The organism is Halomonas sp. 113 (genome assembly GCF_904067645.1).
GTDB classification, from domain to species: domain Bacteria; phylum Pseudomonadota; class Gammaproteobacteria; order Pseudomonadales; family Halomonadaceae; genus Vreelandella; species Vreelandella titanicae.
Map to the genome: position 1 here is coordinate 3,470,133 of NZ_LR881453.1, position 15,878 is coordinate 3,486,010.

A 15,878-nucleotide genomic window follows, 5' to 3' on the forward strand; every position below is an offset into this window, starting at 1 on the left:
TGGTCTTTAATAAGTAGGCATAAAGTTTGCTGACCACTTTTTCAAGGAGGAACATTCTATCACAGCAGGCTATCATCTGGCCCACACCACTTTGCCGCAGGCAGGCAAGCCGCTATGCTGGGCATCTGGCCACTTAATCGAGAGACGCATGCGACCTCGCTTTTCTTTATTGGGCCCTGGTTTAAAGGGCTCTACCTGTTCGGGCTTCTCACTAGTGAGCGCTATGTTCCGGCATTCGATGCGATTACCTTTGGCCGCTTCTGCTGCTCTGCTGCTGAGCGCCTGCCAATCTACGCCCAGCCCTCAGGATAGCCACCTCGGCACCTGGGCCGATGACCCAATGCGCAATGCGCCGCCAATAACCCGCGGGCTGGATGCCGCGGGGCTCAGTACGCTGCTGGGCGCTGAGCTTGCTGGACAGCGTGGCGACTATCGCTACGCGAGCCAGGGCTACCTGGAAGCGGCTAAGCGCTATCGCGAGCCAGCGCTTGCTGAACGCGCCACCTTCGCGGCCCGCTTTGGCGATGAAGCTTCATTAGTCGAAGCCTCGGCACTTCGCTGGCGAGAGCTTGCCCCCCAGGCAGAAGCACCCAATCGTCTGCTGGCGGCCTTTTCACTGCAGCGTGGTGATTGGCTCGACAGCCTTGAACAGCGCATTGCGATTGCTGAAGCTGGCGGCCATGGCGATATCACCGCCTTTGCAGAGATCGCGGTGGCTGAAGAGGCACCATTAACGTTGATCGCCCAGCAGCTGCGTGAGCATTTAGCCCGCCCAAACGCTGACCAACTGCCCCATCACAGCGATGTACTGTTGGGCACGGCACTGATTGAGGCTGCCCTGGGTGATACAACGCTTGCCCAGCGGCGGCTTGATCAAGTCGAGTTGCTCGACCCCGAATCTGCTGCGTTATGGTTGGTGAAAGCTCGCTTGGCACTGGAGGTTGAGGATTACCCGGCCGCTCAGCGCGCTGCCCAACAGGGCCTTGAACTCGCCCCTGACGATGTACGGTTTATCCTGCTACTGGCTCAAGCAGAAATCCGCCTTAACAATATTAGCGCGGCTGAAGTGCAAACCAACGCTCTGCTAGAGAGCCATGCAGGCAATGAAGATCTGCGCTTATCGCTAGCCCAGCTTTATCTGGAAGAGGGGCACCCCGAACCCGCGCAACGCTTGCTGCAGCCGCTGATTGGCCAACCTAACGTGCCAGATTTAGCCTATTACCTACTTGGCGCCATCACCCAAGAGCAAGGCGATATCGATAATGCGCTGCTCTATTATCGCCAAGTCAGCGAGGGCAGTGAATTTTTGCCCGCTCGCGCGGCGGCCGCGCAAATGCTGATTGAGGAAGATCGTCTGCTGGATGCTCGCGCCTTCCTACGCATTGAACGGATGCGCTTTGATAATTACTTTACTGAATTGGTGATGCTCGAAGTCCAGTTGCTGGACGAAATAAATCAACCTGCGGACGCTGATGCGCTATTAGACCGCGAAATTAGCCGTACACCTGATGACGCATCGCTGCTTTATATGCGTGCCATGCGGCGTTGGGAAGCAGGCGACATCGCGGGCATGGAGCAGGATTTGCGTCAGATACTGCGCACCGACCCAGACAATGCCGAAGCGCTCAATGCGCTGGGCTACACACTGGCCGACCTTAACTTGCCAGGGCGCTTGCAAGAGGCGTTTGAGCTGATTGAGCGTGCCTACGAGGCTGATCCGGACAACCCTGCCGTGCTCGATAGCATGGGCTGGGTCTACTTCCGCCTTGGCGAACCTGAAGAAGCGCTGCCCTGGCTTGAAAGCGCCTATATGCAGCTACCTGACCAGGAGGTCGCTGCGCACCTGGCCGAAGTGCTAAATGCACTGGGGCGTGATGAAGAAGCGCGCCAGTTGATCCAGCAAATCATGCAGCGGACGAACCAACACCCACTGATCGACGGGCTACTCGAGCGTTATCCTGAGCTAAGCCCTGAGCTCAGTCCTTAAATAAGTCCTGAACTAACGCCGCCAGAGGCACCCTAACCCTGCGAACCCCATTTTAAGCGCCCCCATCATGTTACCCTTGCGCTATAACCACCTGACATGGAGCCTGTTTATGTTGACACTGACGTCCCCCTCGCCCCGCTGGCCATTGACACGTCACACTTCGCGCCTCTGGCTTGCCGGCTTCGCGCTTCTCTTGCTCGCCGGCTGTGCCTCCCAGGCTCCCATGGATGAAAGTGGCCGCCAGGCAGGTCAGTGGGAACGCCAGCAGGCCGATGTAGAAGCATTCGATACCTGGACGCTGGTCGGCAAGGCAGGATTGCGCACCCCAGAAGAGAACGTCAGCGCCAACCTGGACTGGAATCAAACCCCCTACTATTTCCGTATGCTGATCAGCGGGCCCTTTGGCGGCGGACGCAACGTGCTTGAGGGGCGCGAGGGACGTTTCTCCCTCTCCAATAGCGACGGCCGCTTTGAGGCAGAAACCCCAGAAGCGCTTATGGAAGAGCAGTTGGGCTGGTCACTCCCCGTCACCGCTATGCCCAACTGGGTGCGCGGCCTGCCCGGTGATCCTGATAATGACAATACCGGCAGTTATCAGCTAGAAACCGACGAACTGGGCTTTCCTAGCCATCTTACCCAAGACGGCTGGGAAATCGACTACCGCGACTGGGAGAAAGTCGACGGTTTATGGCTGCCACGGCGCATGGTCATGCATTACGATGATGTGCGTATTACGCTGGTCGTCAACCAGTGGCAAGCTAGCGAAGAGTAAAGGTAACCGTTTCAATGAACGCGCCATTAACGCTTCCCGCGCCGGCCAAGCTTAACCGCATGCTGCATATAGTGGGCCGTCGTGAAGACGGCTACCACGCACTGCAAACGCTATTTCAGTTTATCGACCTGTGCGACCACCTTACGCTGGCCCCTCGCGATGACGGGAAAATTCAGTTAACCAGTGAGGTTAGCGGCGTTAGCCACGATGACAATTTGATCGTACGCGCCGCACGGTTATTGCAACAGCATAGCGGCACTGCACTAGGCGCTACGCTTACGATCGATAAGCAGTTGCCGATGGGAGGCGGTTTAGGGGGTGGCAGTTCCAACGCAGCCACCGCCTTAGTGGGGCTCAACCACCTCTGGCAGCTCAATCTACCGTTAGTCGAACTAGCTCGCCTAGGGCTTCAGCTGGGGGCCGATGTGCCGGTATTCGTCCATGGCCATAGCGCCTGGGGCGAAGGCGTTGGCGAACGGCTTACCCCGGTGACGCTTGATACCCCTTGGTTTGTGATTATTCACCCGGGTATTAGTGTGTCTACGTCAGGTGTCTTCCAAGACCCGCAATTGACACGTGACAGCCGCCCCATTACTATGGCGCGCGCACTGCAGGGGGGAGCGCCGGAGTGGCGCAATGACTGTGAAGCCGTGGTAAAGGAACGCTATCCGCCAATTGCGGAAGCCCTGAACTGGCTTGCACAGCACGCACCTAGTCGGTTGACCGGCACGGGGGCTTGTCTGTTTGCTGCTTTCGATACACAGCAATCGGCACAAGCAATCGCGCAATTAGCGGGACAACATTGGCCGGCATGGGTAGCACGCGGACTCAACACCTCTCCCCTACATGATGCTCTGGGCTGTTTATAATCCCGCTCTGGGCTATTTACAGTCCCGCTCTGGGCAGTTAAAAGCGCCCGGTCAGCGCGTTAGGTTATTGCTGGGGTATCGCCAAGTGGTAAGGCACCGCTTTTTGGTAGCGGCATTCCCAGGTTCGAATCCTGGTACCCCAGCCAACCCAACAATGGCCTGCGTTTTTACCCCTGATTCCCAACACTGCAAAGGTGGCTGCGCGTGTCAAAATTGATGGTTTTCGCCGGGAACGCCAATCCCGCACTCGCTCAAAAAATTGCCGAGAGCTTAGACAGCCGTATGGGTAACGCTACGGTGGGTCAATTCAGCGACGGCGAAATCGCAGTCGAGATCAATGAGAACGTGCGCGGTAAGGATGTCTTCATTCTACAATCCACCTGTGCACCGACAAACGACAATCTAATGGAGTTGATCCTGATGGTCGACGCACTGCGTCGCGCCTCGGCAACTCGCATCACGGCGGTACTTCCCTACTTTGGCTATGCTCGCCAGGATCGCCGCGTGCGCTCCGCACGGGTGCCGATTTCCGCTAAAGTAGTGGCGGATATGATGGTTAAAGCGGGCGTTGACCGTGTGATGACCATGGATCTACACGCTGACCAGATCCAAGGCTTCTTTGATGTTCCTGTCGACAACGTCTACGGCTCGCCCATCCTGCTGGATGATATCGAACGTCAGAATTACAGCGACCTCGTCGTTGTTTCCCCTGACGTGGGCGGCGTTGTTCGCGCCCGTGCCATCGCCAAACAGCTGAATGCCGATCTCGCCATTATCGATAAGCGTCGCCCTCAGGCCAACCAGGCCCAGGTGATGCATATCATCGGCGAGATTGAGGGCCGCACCTGTGTCGTAGTCGACGACATGATCGACACCGCAGGCACGCTGTGTAAAGCCGGTGAAGCGTTAAAAGATCACGGCGCCAAGCGCGTGGTGGCCTATGCGACACACCCGATCCTGTCCGGCCCTGCGGTCGATAATATTACCAACTCCGTACTGGATGAAGTGGTGGTGACCGACACCATCCCGCTATCTGACGTTGCCCGTCGTAGCGGAAAAATTCGCCAGTTGAGCGTTGCTGGACTGATCGCAGAAGCGATTCGCCGGGTCAGCAACGAAGAATCTGTCAGCGCGATGTTCCACTAATCCACTGACGATACAGCCCCCTTTTGGGGCCACGGAAACGTCGTCGTCTGGTCGCGGTCGGCGGCGTCTTCCTTACTTAAACTAAGAGGCAATTCCATGTCTGATTTTATCCTGAAAGCCAGCGTTCGTAACGACCTGGGGAAAGGTGCGAGCCGCCGCCTGCGTCGTGCGAACCAGCAAGTGCCGGCCGTTGTATACGGTGGCGAAAAAGGTGCGCAGTCCATCGCTGTTGAAAAAACCGCTTTCTACAAAGCGATTGAAGATGAGTCTTTCTTCTCTTCCGTCATCAAACTGATGATCGAAGGTAAAGAAGAGCAAGTCGTTGTTCGTGACCTGCAGCGTCACCCTTTCAAGCCGCTGCTGACCCACGCCGACTTCCTGCGCGTTGATGCGACTCACGAAATCACCATCAACGTGCCACTGCACGTGACGGGCGAAGAGAAGTGTGTCGGTATCAAAGACCAAGGCGGCGAACTGCACGTACTGGCCAACGAAGTGGCGATCAGCTGCTTGCCGAAAGACCTGCCTGACTTTATCGAAGTCGACATCGCTGCCGTTGAGCTTGGCACGACACTGCACCTGTCTGACCTTACCCTACCGGCCGGCGTCACCTCAGTTGACCTGTCCCACGGTGAAGAGCACGACAATGCAGTACTCAGCATCACGAAAGTAAAAGTGCGTGCTGATGCAGAAGATGAAGATGGTGAAAGCGAAGGCGAAGAAGACAGCAGCGCCGAGTAAGTATCCCGTTAAGCATCTTATGGGGGCCATGCCTGCATGGCCCTTGTGATGCTGACACGATGTTAGAATCAAGCGCCTCGGCGCTTGATTTTTTTTAGGGCCGTCGCTGGCGCGGCGTCAACCATGTTTTCTGGATTGTTTTAGTCTTCTGGATAGTTTTGGTCTTCTGAATATTTTGTGCGAGGTGGGAAGATGAGCCAGGTAACAGCCATTATTGGATTAGGCAACCCCGGAGCGGAATATGAAGCCACGCGCCATAACGCCGGTTTCTGGCTGGTAGAGGCTATTGCGCAGAGCGCCCATGCAGAGCTACGACCGGAAAAGAAATTTTTCGGCCACTACGCCAAGGTACGCCTAGGCGACCATGAACTGCACCTGCTCAACCCTGCCACCTTTATGAATCGCAGTGGCGCCGCGGTGGCAGCCTTGTGCCAGTTTTTCAAACTTGCCCCTGAAAACCTACTGGTCGCCCACGACGAGCTCGACCTCCCCCCCGGCCAAGCACGCTACAAAACCGGTGGCGGGCATGGAGGCCACAATGGCCTGCGCGATATTATTAGCGCACTAGGCGGCCAGAAGCAGTTTCACCGGGTACGAATTGGCATTGGTCACCCCGGCGAGGCGCGCCAAGTCACTAATTATGTACTGGGGCGTCCCGGCAAGGCCGAACACGAGGCCATTGTTCGCGCCATGGACGAGTGTGTCACCACCCTACCGCTAGCACTCGCGGGAGACTGGGCCAAAGCCATGAACCAGCTGCACAGCCTCAAGCCAGCATAGACGCCGCCAAAAGCTGTTAAGTTACGCCGGTAGCTGATGGCTAGCGCATCTCGTAGAATGGCGATTACTTTTACGCCCTACCACCTTATTCTCAGGAACATTTTATGGGTTTCAATTGCGGCATCGTCGGCCTGCCTAACGTCGGCAAGTCCACACTATTCAATGCACTGACCAAGTCAGGCATCGATGCAGAAAACTTCCCCTTCTGTACCATTGAGCCGAACGTGGGTATCGTGCCGATGCCGGATCCGCGCCTTGATAAGCTCGCCGAGATCGTCAAGCCGCAAAAAGTACTGCCGACCACCATGGAGTTCGTCGACATTGCTGGCTTGGTCGCCGGGGCCTCCAAAGGTGAGGGCTTAGGCAACAAGTTTCTGGCTAACATTCGTGAAACCCAGGCGATTGCCCATGTGGTGCGCTGCTTCGATAACGACAACGTTATCCACGTAGCCAACCAGGTCGACCCGCGCGCCGATATCGAAACGATCAATTTAGAGCTGGCGCTGGCCGACCTGGATACTGTCGAAAAAGCCAGCCAGCGTCTGGTTCGTTCGGTGAAAGGCGGTGATAAAGAGGCCATTGCGACCAAGGCGATTCTTGATCGTATTCAGCCCCACGTTGCGGAAGGCTTGCCGCTACGCAGCTTTGGCTTAAGCGAGGAAGAGCAGCGCCAAGTGAAGAGCTTCGGTTTTTTGACCCTGAAACCGACCATGTACATCGCCAACGTCAATGAAGATGGTTTTGAGAACAATCCTTACCTGGATATTGTTAACGAAATCGCCGCTGAAGAAGGCGCGCTTGTGGTGCCTGTTTGCAATCAGCTGGAAGCCGAAATTGCCGAGCTGGATGATGAAGAGCGCTCGATGTTCTTAAGCGAGATGGGCATGGATGAACCAGGCCTTGATCGTGTCATTCGCGCGGGCTACTCACTGCTGGGTCTGCAAACCTACTTCACTGCCGGCGTTAAAGAAGTGCGCGCCTGGACCGTGAAAGAAGGCGCAACAGCCCCCGAAGCCGCTGGCGTGATTCACACCGACTTTCAGAAAGGCTTTATCCGTGCTGAAGTGGTTGCCTATGAGGACTTCGTATCGCTAGGCGGTGAGCAGGCAGCCAAAGACGCCGGAAAATGGCGTCTGGAAGGCAAAGAGTACATTGTCAAAGATGGCGATGTGGTGCACTTCCGCTTTAATGTGTAAGCGGCAACACCCATACGACCAGCAATAAAACATTGACTGAAGGCGGGGTTATCAGTATCATTCGCCCCCGTTGAAAGGCTACGTAGCTCAGCTGGTTAGAGCACATCACTCATAATGATGGGGTCCCCTGTTCAAATCAGGGCGTAGCCACCAAGCATATTAAAGGCCCGCTAATTTTATTAGCGGGCCTTTTTGTGTTGCCAATTTGTGTTGCCAAGCCGTTATTACTAAGTAAAATTCAGCTATTTGCTTGGACTAGCTTAACGCAGGGCGGTTTAGAAATAGCGTTAGAGCGCGGATTAGATACTCGACATCTTTAGTACCCGCGGTTTCCCGAATCGAATGCATCGCCCATTGAGGCACCCCCACATCAATAGTGGGCACACCCAACTCGGTGGCGGTAATCGGGCCAATCGTGCTTCCGCAACCCATATCCGCCCGGGTAACAAACGACTGCACGGGTACGTCAGCCTCACGACATACATCGCGAAACAGCGCGCCGGTGACACTATTGGTGGCATAACGCTGGCTGGAGTTCACCTTGATGACCGGGCCACCGTTAATCGCTGGGCCATGGCGCTCATCGTGCTTGTCGCGAAAGTTAGGATGCAGTGCGTGGGCGTTATCGCAAGAAATCATCAGCGACGACTGAATCAGTTGAATCAGCGACTCGTCGCTTCCCTTGCCCACTTGGCCATTAATACGCTTTAGCACATCCGCCAAGAACGGACCTTGAGCACCACAGGCACTGGCACTGCCGACTTCCTCGTGATCGTTGGCCACCAACAAAGCGCCTTGGCTGCCATCGCAAGCCAAGAGCGCCTCTAAACCGATGAAGCAGGAGAGCAGGTTATCCAACCGGGCGCTGGCCACCAGTTCTTGCTTAACACCAACCAGGGACGGTGGCTGAACATCGTAAAAGCCTAATTCAAAGTCCACCACTTCCACTGCACGCAGGCCGTGCTGCTCTTCTAACCATTGCGCCACTAGCTCGCCTAGCGTAGCCGTATCGCTCTGCATCAACACTGGCGCCATTTGCGTCTGCGGGTTAATCGGCCGACCTGCGTTGACATCACGATCCAGGTGAATCGCCAGACTCGGCACCATGGCAATAGCCCGATCGACATTAAGCAATATGCTTTCCAAGCGACCATCGGCATGGCGCACATGCACACGCCCTGCCAGCCCCAGGTCACGGTCAAACCACGGCGCTAACAAAACACCGCCATACACCTGCACTCCCAACTGTAGCCAGCCTGCAGAGCACTGCGTGGCGTTAGGCTTTAGATGCAACCCCGGGCTATCGGTGTGGGCACCGATCATACGCAGCGCCGTCACTTCAGACTCAGGCAACTGAAAAGCAATAATCGCCGAGTCATTACGGGTGACGTAGTAGCGCTTGCCCGGGGTTAGCTGCCAATTGGCCTTCTCTTCCAGCCGCTGAAAACCAGCTTGCTCCAATCGCTCAGCCATATTGCCTGCAGCGTGCCACGGGGTCGGTGATTGGCGCAGAAAATCGCATAACCGCGTTAAACGATCAGCGTTGAAAGTCTCGGACATGGAAATCCTCATAACAGTAATGATTGAGTCTCATCGCGCAGGCGACCTGCTACAATACCCCTTCGACCTACGCAACTCATGGGTCATATGCGAGTCTAGGGAAGAATGAGTGTACACAAATCCGGGAGAGCTTGACTGATGAGCTTGTTTGCAACGCTTTCGCGTTCGGTCGCCCTGGCTGTCATGCTGGTTGTTACCAGCCCAGCCGCCTTGGCGCAACTTGAGCCGACCGACGAACAACGCCAGGCGGCAGTGGAAATTGCGGACTCGCTCCGCTACGGCCATTATGCTGATATTACATTTGATGAAGCGTGGTCGCAGGATGCTTTCCAACGCTATTTGGATATTCTGGACGGCCAGCGCGCCTACCTGCTGCGCAGTGATATCGAGCCCTATCGTCACTTAGAGACGGGCATGGCAGACGCTCTTTTCAATGGTGAGTTGGATGATGCGTTTGATCTCTATAACACCTTTAGTGATCGGCAACGGTCGCGCCTTGAGTCTTTGTTGGCAAAGCTGGACGAAGGCCTTGATTTCGATTTTGAAAGCAACGAGCGTTTAGAAATTGATCGTGAAGAGGCGCCCTGGGCATCCCGGCAAAGCGAGCTTGACGAGCTATGGCGCAAGCGGCTTAAAAACGACGCCTTAACGCTCGCCCTGACCGATCAGGATAGCGAACAGATTGAAGACAACCTGCGCCAGCGCTATGAAGGCCAACTAACGCGGCTGGAGCAAACCGAGCCTGAAGATGTATTTGGCGTACTGATGGCAGCCGTTACTAGCAGTATCGACCCACATACTGGCTACCTCTCCCCTCGCCAGGGCGAATCCTTCGATATTCAGATGAGCCTCTCCCTTGAGGGCATTGGCGCCCTACTTCAGTCCGATGGTGAATATGTCAAAGTTTCCAGCCTTGTGCCCGGCGGCCCAGCGGAGCGCGCCGGCGTACTTGAGCCAGCGGATCGTATCATCGCCGTAGGCCAGGAAGAGGGTGAGATGGTCAATGTGGTCGGCATGCGCCTGGACAACGTGGTGGATCTGATTCGTGGCCCCAAAGGCTCCGTTGTTCGCTTGGACGTGGTACCTGCCCAAGCGGTGGATATGACCCGCTCGCAAACCGTTGAGATTACCCGTGACACCGTTAGCCTTGAAGACCAAGCCGCCCATGGCGAAGTGATTGAAGTCGAGCGTGATGGAGAACCTCACCGCTTAGGGGTGATTAACATCCCGACGTTCTACGTCGATTTTGACGCCTGGCAAGCGGGTGAAGAGGAGTATCGCAGCACTACTCGCGATGTTGCCAAAGAAGTCGAACGCCTTAAAGAAGAGGGCGTGGAAGGTATCGTGCTTGACCTACGCAACAACGGCGGCGGTGCGCTCCAGGAAGCCAACTCGCTTATTGGCCTGTTTATCGACCGCGGCCCCACCGTACAAGTGCGCGATGCCCAGGGGCGCATTCAACTGTATGGCGACAGCGAAGCAGGGACACTTTATGACGGCCCGCTAGGGGTGCTGGTGAATCGCCTCTCCGCCTCTGCCTCTGAGATTTTTGCCGGTGCGATTCAGGATTATGGTCGCGGTTTAGTATTGGGCACGCCGACGTTTGGCAAAGGCACCGTGCAGACGCTCAACGAGCTGAGCCATGGTCAGATCAAACTGACTCGCGCCAAGTTCTACCGCATTTCTGGCGACAGCACCCAGAACCGCGGCGTTGAGCCGGACATCGACTTCCCCAGCCTGATTGACCCCGAGCGGATTGGTGAGAGCAGCCTGGATAATGCCCTGGCCTGGGACACCGTTCAGAACGTCCAGTATCGCCGCTATGGCGAACCTGAAATCATGCTGGATAAACTGATAGCCCAGCACGACGCACGCGCCCAGGACAATGCCAACTTCCGCTATTTAGAGCGTCAGTCCACGCTGGCCCGCCAGTTACGCGAGCAGCATACCAGCGTGAGCCTAAATCGCGAGCAGCGTAAGCGTGAAATGGAAGCCCAGGAAGCCGAGCAGCTTTCGCTGGAAAACCAACGCCGCCGAGCACTGGGCCTTGAAGAACTGGATGAGTGGATGGATGCTCGTACGGATGCCACCGAAAGCGTCACAGAAGGAATTGAGGACGCAGAGGCAACCCAAGACAGTGAAGGGGAAAGCGACGAAGATGACGCACTGGCTGTTGATCGCGCCTATGTGCTCGAATCGGCTGAAATCCTGCTCGACTACGCCCGCCTGCAAGACACTCAGCGGTTAGCCGCAAAGCGCTAAGTACGCCGAGTTAAAATAAGCTAGTTAAAAAAACGCCGCCCCTTCGCAAGGGGCGGCGTTTTGGTTTTAACGTTTTGGCTTTAACCCTGGTTTCAACAGAGCGCCGCCAGGCGGGCTGGCCGGTCACCCATTTTGGTTAAGCGCCGAGTCAGCGCAGCTAACTGGGCGGCACTGCCCTGGCCACCCGCGCGAATCACCTCATGAGCCCAGGCAGGCAACTGGGGGGCAAGCCGGTAATAGACCCACTGCCCCTCACGCTGATCACTCAGCAATCCACACTGACGCAGCTGAGCCAAATGACGCGATACTTTAGGCTGGGACTCCTGCAGCGCATAAGTCATTTCGCACACGCAAAGCTCCTGCTCTTGAGCCACCAGCAGCACCAGCATCAAACGCGTCTCATCGCTTAAACATTTAAACACCTGCAAGGCTTGCGGTGTATTCACTTTGCCCACCATAAACTTCCCAGACTGATTGACTATGTGTAGTTTACGCCACAAGAACCGTTAGCAGTAAGCACCACGCGAATGCGCGGCATTCAGGCACAGAAAAACACCCAGATGCCATTAAGCAGCGGGTATTAAAGAAACAGTGAGACTTAGACTAACAGGGGGGATTAAATGGCTCCTCGAGCAGGACTCGAACCTGCGACCCAATGATTAACAGTCATTTGCTCTACCAACTGAGCTATCGAGGAACAGTGCACTACCTGTTATATGAAGATATCCCCGTATCGGCATATCTTAAACAGCTATCTAATGCGCAGTACCTGTGAAGTACTGATGTGATAACTTGGCTCCTCGAGCAGGACTCGAACCTGCGACCCAATGATTAACAGTCATTTGCTCTACCAACTGAGCTATCGAGGAACATCTTAAGCTATTTTTTCATAAGCGCTGTCTTTTCAAACGCTATCGTGTTTAAAGCGAAACCAAAATTGCTAATAACTTCCAGCAATTGATTGGCTCCTCGAGCAGGACTCGAACCTGCGACCCAATGATTAACAGTCATTTGCTCTACCAACTGAGCTATCGAGGAACTGCTCAAACACGGTGCGTAGTATACCCATAGAATCGTGAGGGTCAAGTATCGATTATGGATGAACGCTAGCCGCTGGTTTCTTGTATCCGTATAATGCGCCAACTAACGATAGCGGTTCGGGCACCATCATTGCCGACCGCACGACGACACTCCATTCATCCTCGTCCCCCGACGACTCATAGATGACAGGTACCGATGGCGAAGAAGCTCTTCATCAAAACGCACGGCTGCCAAATGAACGAGTACGACTCCTCCCGCATGGCGGATCTACTCGGCGAATCTCACCAGCTCGAACTCACTGATAATGAGCGTGAAGCCGATGTCATTCTGTTAAACACCTGCTCGATTCGCGAAAAAGCGCAGGAAAAAGTTTTTCATCAGCTGGGACGCTGGAAAAAACTTAAAGACGCCAATCCCAACCTGGTGATTGGCGTGGGCGGCTGCGTGGCAAGCCAGGAAGGCGAAGCCATTCGCAAGCGCGCGCCTCACGTGGACATGGTGTTCGGGCCGCAAACCCTGCACCGCGTACCCTCAATGCTGGATGCCCGTGGCAATAATCAGATTGCGGCGGTAGATGTCACCTTTCCAGAGATCGAAAAATTCGACCACCTGCCCAAGCCCTCTTCTGATGGCGCAACGGCGTTTGTGTCGATCATGGAAGGTTGCTCAAAGTACTGCACCTTCTGCGTGGTGCCCTACACCCGCGGTGAAGAAGTCTCGCGCCCCTTTGAGGCGGTAATGGATGAAGTCATTCACCTTTCCGACCAGGGCGTGCGCGAGATCAACCTGTTGGGCCAGAACGTCAATGCCTACCGCGGTGAAAACCAGCTTGGCGATGAAATCGACCTGGCCGAACTGATTGCCTGCGTTGCGGCGGTTGAGGGCATTGACCGCATCCGCTTTACCACCTCACACCCGGTGGAGTTTACCGACAGCCTAGTTGACGCCTTTGCCGATATCCCTGAGCTGGTGAGCCACCTTCACCTGCCGGTACAGTCGGGTTCAGACCGTATTCTTACTGCCATGAAGCGCGGGCATACGGCGGCCGAATACATTGAAAAGATGGAGCGCATCCGCGCCAACCGCCCGGACATCAGCTTCTCTTCTGACTTCATCATCGGCTTCCCCGGCGAAACAGAAGAAGATTTTGAAGCGACGATGAATTTAATTCATCAAATCGGCTTCGATCATTCGTTCAGCTTCGTTTACTCCGCACGCCCCGGCACACCTGCTTCTGGCCTGCCGGATGAAACACCGGAGAGTGTCAAAAAGCAGCGTCTGGCGATTCTGCAGGAGCGGATCATTCAGCAAACCGCGCAAATTAGCCGCCGCATGGTCGGCAGCACACAGCGTGTACTGGTTAACGGCTTTTCGCCCCGCGACCCCGGCCAGCTCTCAGGGCGTACCGAGAATAACCGAGTGGTTAACTTCCGCGCTGCCAACCCCACCGAACTAATCGGCTACTTTGTCGATGTAGAGATCACCGAGGCATTTCCCAATTCGCTACGCGGTGAGCTTGCCTCACCTGAGCGCTATTGATTGTTTAACGCATTTATAAATGCCCGATAACGAGTGCGAGAACAGGTTGTAGCGAGGGTCTTTTGCCAGGGCCGGAAAGGGTTCCCAACAATTCCGGCATTTCCGCCATCCATGGCGGTCAGATGGCAAAAGTAGCGCCCAAGGAAGGGTTCACAGCGCCCTCGCGGAAACCTGCTCTCGGCACCGTACTGTATAAAGTACCTTTCAGTTAGCATAGATCATTGCCCCGCTTCTGGTGGGGCAGTAAGCTGAACGATACACACACTAACGAGGGGTTCCCCACTCTTGAGCCAGCCAACACCTCAGGCCAATCGCATCATCACCTTAAGCCTTGAACCCAATGATCCGCAGCGCCTTGCTAGCCTTTGCGGCCAGCAGGACGAGCATTTGAAGCTGATTGAAAGCCGCCTAGATGTGACGCTGCGCAACCGGGGCAATGTGTTCCAACTGGCGGGCCCAGCCAACCGCATCAAAGCAGCGGCGAACGTGTTGGAACACCTCTATCGCGAAACAGCGGCGAGCGAACTTGAGGCCGACACTGTGCACCTGTTCCTGCAAGAGTCCGGGCTTGAAGCGCTGGAAGAGGAAGCTGACGGCGTCGGCAGCAGCGATGAAGTGATCATGCGCACCCCACGCACCATGATCAAACCGCGCGGGCTCAACCAGCAGCGCTACGTATCAAGTATCCGTGAACACGACATCAATTTCGGCATTGGCCCTGCGGGTACCGGTAAAACCTACCTCGCTGTTGCCGCCGCGGTTGAGGCACTCAACCAACAGGAAGTACGCCGCATCCTGCTCGTGCGCCCGGCGGTGGAAGCGGGTGAAAAACTTGGCTTCTTGCCCGGCGACCTGGCCCAGAAAATCGATCCCTACCTGCGGCCCCTTTACGATGCCCTGTATGAAATGATTGGCTTCGAGCAGGTGGCAAAACTGATTGAGCGTCAGGTGATTGAGATTGCCCCGCTGGCCTATATGCGTGGCCGCACACTCAATAACTCCTACATCATTCTGGATGAGAGCCAGAACACCACCCCGGAGCAGATGAAAATGTTCCTGACCCGGATTGGCTTTGGCTCCACCGCCGTGATTACCGGCGACGTGACCCAGGTCGATCTCCCCAAAGGCCAGCGTTCAGGGCTGATTCAGGTGCTCGACGTGTTGAAAGACACTCAAGGCATCGGCGTCACCCACTTTGCCGCCAAGGATGTGGTACGCCACCCGCTGGTACAGCGCATTATCGAAGCCTACGATATGTTCGAATCCCAGCAGGAAGTGGAAGAGCGTGCTCGCCGCGAGGCACGCCAGCAAGAGCGTGACGCACGTATGCAGGCACGCGAAGACGCATGGGATAGTTCGCGATGAGCGAGGCCATTGAAGTCATCGTTGATCGTCAGGCGGCGATTGACGAACCACTGCTACCCAGCCTGCCACAGCTCACCCAATGGGTGGGCTGTGTGTTTGCCCACCACCCTGACGATCAGCGTCTTGAAGTGACTATTCGCTTTGTGGATGAGCTTGAAAGCCAAACGCTCAACCGTGATTACCGCGGCAAAGACAAAACCACCAACGTGCTGTCATTCCCTTTTGAGAGCCCGCCAGGTGTGGATTTACCGTTACTCGGCGACCTGGTGATTTGCCATGCCGTGGTGGCCAAAGAAGCCAACGAGCAAAACAAGTCGATCGAGCACCACTACGCCCATATGGTCGTGCATGGCATCTTGCATTTAATGGGCTACGATCATATTGATGATCACGAGGCCGAGGAAATGGAGCAGTTTGAGCGCGAGATGTTAGCCGAGCTAAGCATTCCTGATCCGTATGCTGACAGCCCCCCCGCTCAATAGGGAACACGCTTAGCCCCTTACCTCTTTATTATTTAGCGGTGAGTGCGTTAAATCACGTAACAACTAATCTGGTACTATCCCCCGTTTCAGTGATAAAACAGCTACCTGACGACATGGTTTATATAACGATGTCGTCAA

At 55.6% G+C, this 15,878-nt stretch carries 13 protein-coding genes and 5 tRNA genes; 13 read left to right on the forward strand and 5 right to left on the reverse strand.

The window, feature by feature from the left end; genetic code table 11:
* The first annotated feature begins 148 nt into the window (after positions 1 to 148).
* From YERSI8AC_RS16425 to YERSI8AC_RS16465, 9 genes are all read left to right on the forward strand, one after another.
* Positions 149 to 1,987 carry a tetratricopeptide repeat protein gene (locus tag YERSI8AC_RS16425; RefSeq protein ID WP_159177091.1) on the forward strand — a complete coding sequence of 613 codons (1,839 nt, stop codon included), beginning with the start codon at positions 149 to 151 and terminating at the stop codon, positions 1,985 to 1,987.
* Between the two features lie 109 nt (positions 1,988 to 2,096).
* Positions 2,097 to 2,759: a lipoprotein insertase outer membrane protein LolB gene (gene lolB / locus YERSI8AC_RS16430; RefSeq protein WP_159177092.1), complete on the forward strand. Its 663-nt coding sequence runs from the start codon at positions 2,097 to 2,099 to the stop codon at positions 2,757 to 2,759.
* Between the two features lie 14 nt (positions 2,760 to 2,773).
* Entirely contained in the window at positions 2,774 to 3,628 is an 855-nt protein-coding gene (gene ispE, locus YERSI8AC_RS16435; protein ID WP_159177093.1) for a 4-(cytidine 5'-diphospho)-2-C-methyl-D-erythritol kinase, read from the forward strand.
* Positions 3,629 to 3,699: 71 nt separating this feature from the next.
* A tRNA-Gln gene (locus YERSI8AC_RS16440) sits at positions 3,700 to 3,774 on the forward strand.
* 58 nt (positions 3,775 to 3,832) lie between these two features.
* Entirely contained in the window at positions 3,833 to 4,774 is a 942-nt protein-coding gene (locus YERSI8AC_RS16445; RefSeq protein WP_009287569.1) for a ribose-phosphate pyrophosphokinase, read from the forward strand.
* 96 nt (positions 4,775 to 4,870) lie between these two features.
* Positions 4,871 to 5,515 (forward strand): 50S ribosomal protein L25/general stress protein Ctc, encoded by a 645-nt coding sequence (locus YERSI8AC_RS16450; protein WP_009287568.1) that lies wholly within the window; start codon positions 4,871 to 4,873, stop codon positions 5,513 to 5,515.
* A 192-nt stretch (positions 5,516 to 5,707) separates the two neighbouring features.
* Entirely contained in the window at positions 5,708 to 6,295 is a 588-nt protein-coding gene (gene pth / locus YERSI8AC_RS16455) for an aminoacyl-tRNA hydrolase (RefSeq protein ID WP_022522562.1), read from the forward strand.
* A gap of 104 nt (positions 6,296 to 6,399) precedes the next feature.
* Positions 6,400 to 7,491, forward strand: coding sequence for a redox-regulated ATPase YchF (gene ychF, locus YERSI8AC_RS16460; protein WP_041158247.1), 1,092 nt, complete (start codon positions 6,400 to 6,402; stop codon positions 7,489 to 7,491).
* Positions 7,492 to 7,567: 76 nt separating this feature from the next.
* Positions 7,568 to 7,644 (forward strand) — tRNA-Met (locus YERSI8AC_RS16465).
* A gap of 102 nt (positions 7,645 to 7,746) precedes the next feature.
* On the opposite strand, the gene YERSI8AC_RS16470 is transcribed toward YERSI8AC_RS16465, so the two are convergent.
* Positions 7,747 to 9,051 (reverse strand): M18 family aminopeptidase, encoded by a 1,305-nt coding sequence (locus tag YERSI8AC_RS16470; protein WP_159177094.1) that lies wholly within the window; start codon positions 9,049 to 9,051, stop codon positions 7,747 to 7,749.
* 138 nt (positions 9,052 to 9,189) lie between these two features.
* On the opposite strand from YERSI8AC_RS16470, the gene YERSI8AC_RS16475 reads away from it, so the two are divergent.
* Complete coding sequence (locus YERSI8AC_RS16475) at positions 9,190 to 11,313, forward strand: carboxy terminal-processing peptidase (protein ID WP_159177095.1); 2,124 nt, start codon at positions 9,190 to 9,192, stop codon at positions 11,311 to 11,313.
* A 92-nt stretch (positions 11,314 to 11,405) separates the two neighbouring features.
* Here the strand turns inward: YERSI8AC_RS16475 and YERSI8AC_RS16480 are convergent, their stop codons facing one another.
* The 4 genes from YERSI8AC_RS16480 to YERSI8AC_RS16495 all read right to left on the reverse strand — a co-directional run bounded on the left by YERSI8AC_RS16480 (position 11,406) and on the right by YERSI8AC_RS16495 (position 12,351).
* Positions 11,406 to 11,771 (reverse strand): metalloregulator ArsR/SmtB family transcription factor, encoded by a 366-nt coding sequence (locus tag YERSI8AC_RS16480; RefSeq protein WP_022522558.1) that lies wholly within the window; start codon positions 11,769 to 11,771, stop codon positions 11,406 to 11,408.
* Between the two features lie 163 nt (positions 11,772 to 11,934).
* A tRNA-Asn gene (locus tag YERSI8AC_RS16485) sits at positions 11,935 to 12,010 on the reverse strand.
* A gap of 96 nt (positions 12,011 to 12,106) precedes the next feature.
* Positions 12,107 to 12,182 (reverse strand) — tRNA-Asn (locus YERSI8AC_RS16490).
* Positions 12,183 to 12,275: 93 nt separating this feature from the next.
* Positions 12,276 to 12,351 (reverse strand) — tRNA-Asn (locus tag YERSI8AC_RS16495).
* 198 nt (positions 12,352 to 12,549) lie between these two features.
* On the opposite strand from YERSI8AC_RS16495, the gene miaB reads away from it, so the two are divergent.
* The 3 genes from miaB to ybeY all read left to right on the forward strand — a co-directional run bounded on the left by miaB (position 12,550) and on the right by ybeY (position 15,740).
* Entirely contained in the window at positions 12,550 to 13,893 is a 1,344-nt protein-coding gene (gene miaB / locus YERSI8AC_RS16500) for a tRNA (N6-isopentenyl adenosine(37)-C2)-methylthiotransferase MiaB (protein WP_009288234.1), read from the forward strand.
* Positions 13,894 to 14,178: 285 nt separating this feature from the next.
* On the forward strand, positions 14,179 to 15,258 hold the full coding sequence (locus YERSI8AC_RS16505; protein WP_009288233.1) for a PhoH family protein: 1,080 nt from the start codon (positions 14,179 to 14,181) through the stop codon (positions 15,256 to 15,258).
* Positions 15,255 to 15,740, forward strand: a complete 486-nt coding sequence (gene ybeY, locus YERSI8AC_RS16510; protein ID WP_159177096.1) for an rRNA maturation RNase YbeY — start codon at positions 15,255 to 15,257, stop codon at positions 15,738 to 15,740. Before YERSI8AC_RS16505 ends, ybeY begins: the two co-directional genes overlap by 4 nt.
* Positions 15,741 to 15,878 lie beyond the last annotated feature (138 nt).

Coding starts and splice junctions, on each gene's coding strand:
- miaB (WP_009288234.1), top strand. CDS start 12,550: ATGGCGAAGAAGCTCTTCATCAAAACGCACGGCTGCCAAATGAACGAG.
- ybeY (WP_159177096.1), top strand. CDS start 15,255: ATGAGCGAGGCCATTGAAGTCATCGTTGATCGTCAGGCGGCGATTGAC.
- YERSI8AC_RS16475 (WP_159177095.1), top strand. CDS start 9,190: ATGAGCTTGTTTGCAACGCTTTCGCGTTCGGTCGCCCTGGCTGTCATG.
- YERSI8AC_RS16450 (WP_009287568.1), top strand. CDS start 4,871: ATGTCTGATTTTATCCTGAAAGCCAGCGTTCGTAACGACCTGGGGAAA.
- ychF (WP_041158247.1), top strand. CDS start 6,400: ATGGGTTTCAATTGCGGCATCGTCGGCCTGCCTAACGTCGGCAAGTCC.
- YERSI8AC_RS16425 (WP_159177091.1), top strand. CDS start 149: ATGCGACCTCGCTTTTCTTTATTGGGCCCTGGTTTAAAGGGCTCTACC.
- YERSI8AC_RS16470 (WP_159177094.1), bottom strand. CDS start 9,051: ATGTCCGAGACTTTCAACGCTGATCGTTTAACGCGGTTATGCGATTTT.
- pth (WP_022522562.1), top strand. CDS start 5,708: ATGAGCCAGGTAACAGCCATTATTGGATTAGGCAACCCCGGAGCGGAA.
- ispE (WP_159177093.1), top strand. CDS start 2,774: ATGAACGCGCCATTAACGCTTCCCGCGCCGGCCAAGCTTAACCGCATG.
- lolB (WP_159177092.1), top strand. CDS start 2,097: ATGTTGACACTGACGTCCCCCTCGCCCCGCTGGCCATTGACACGTCAC.
- YERSI8AC_RS16480 (WP_022522558.1), bottom strand. CDS start 11,771: ATGGTGGGCAAAGTGAATACACCGCAAGCCTTGCAGGTGTTTAAATGT.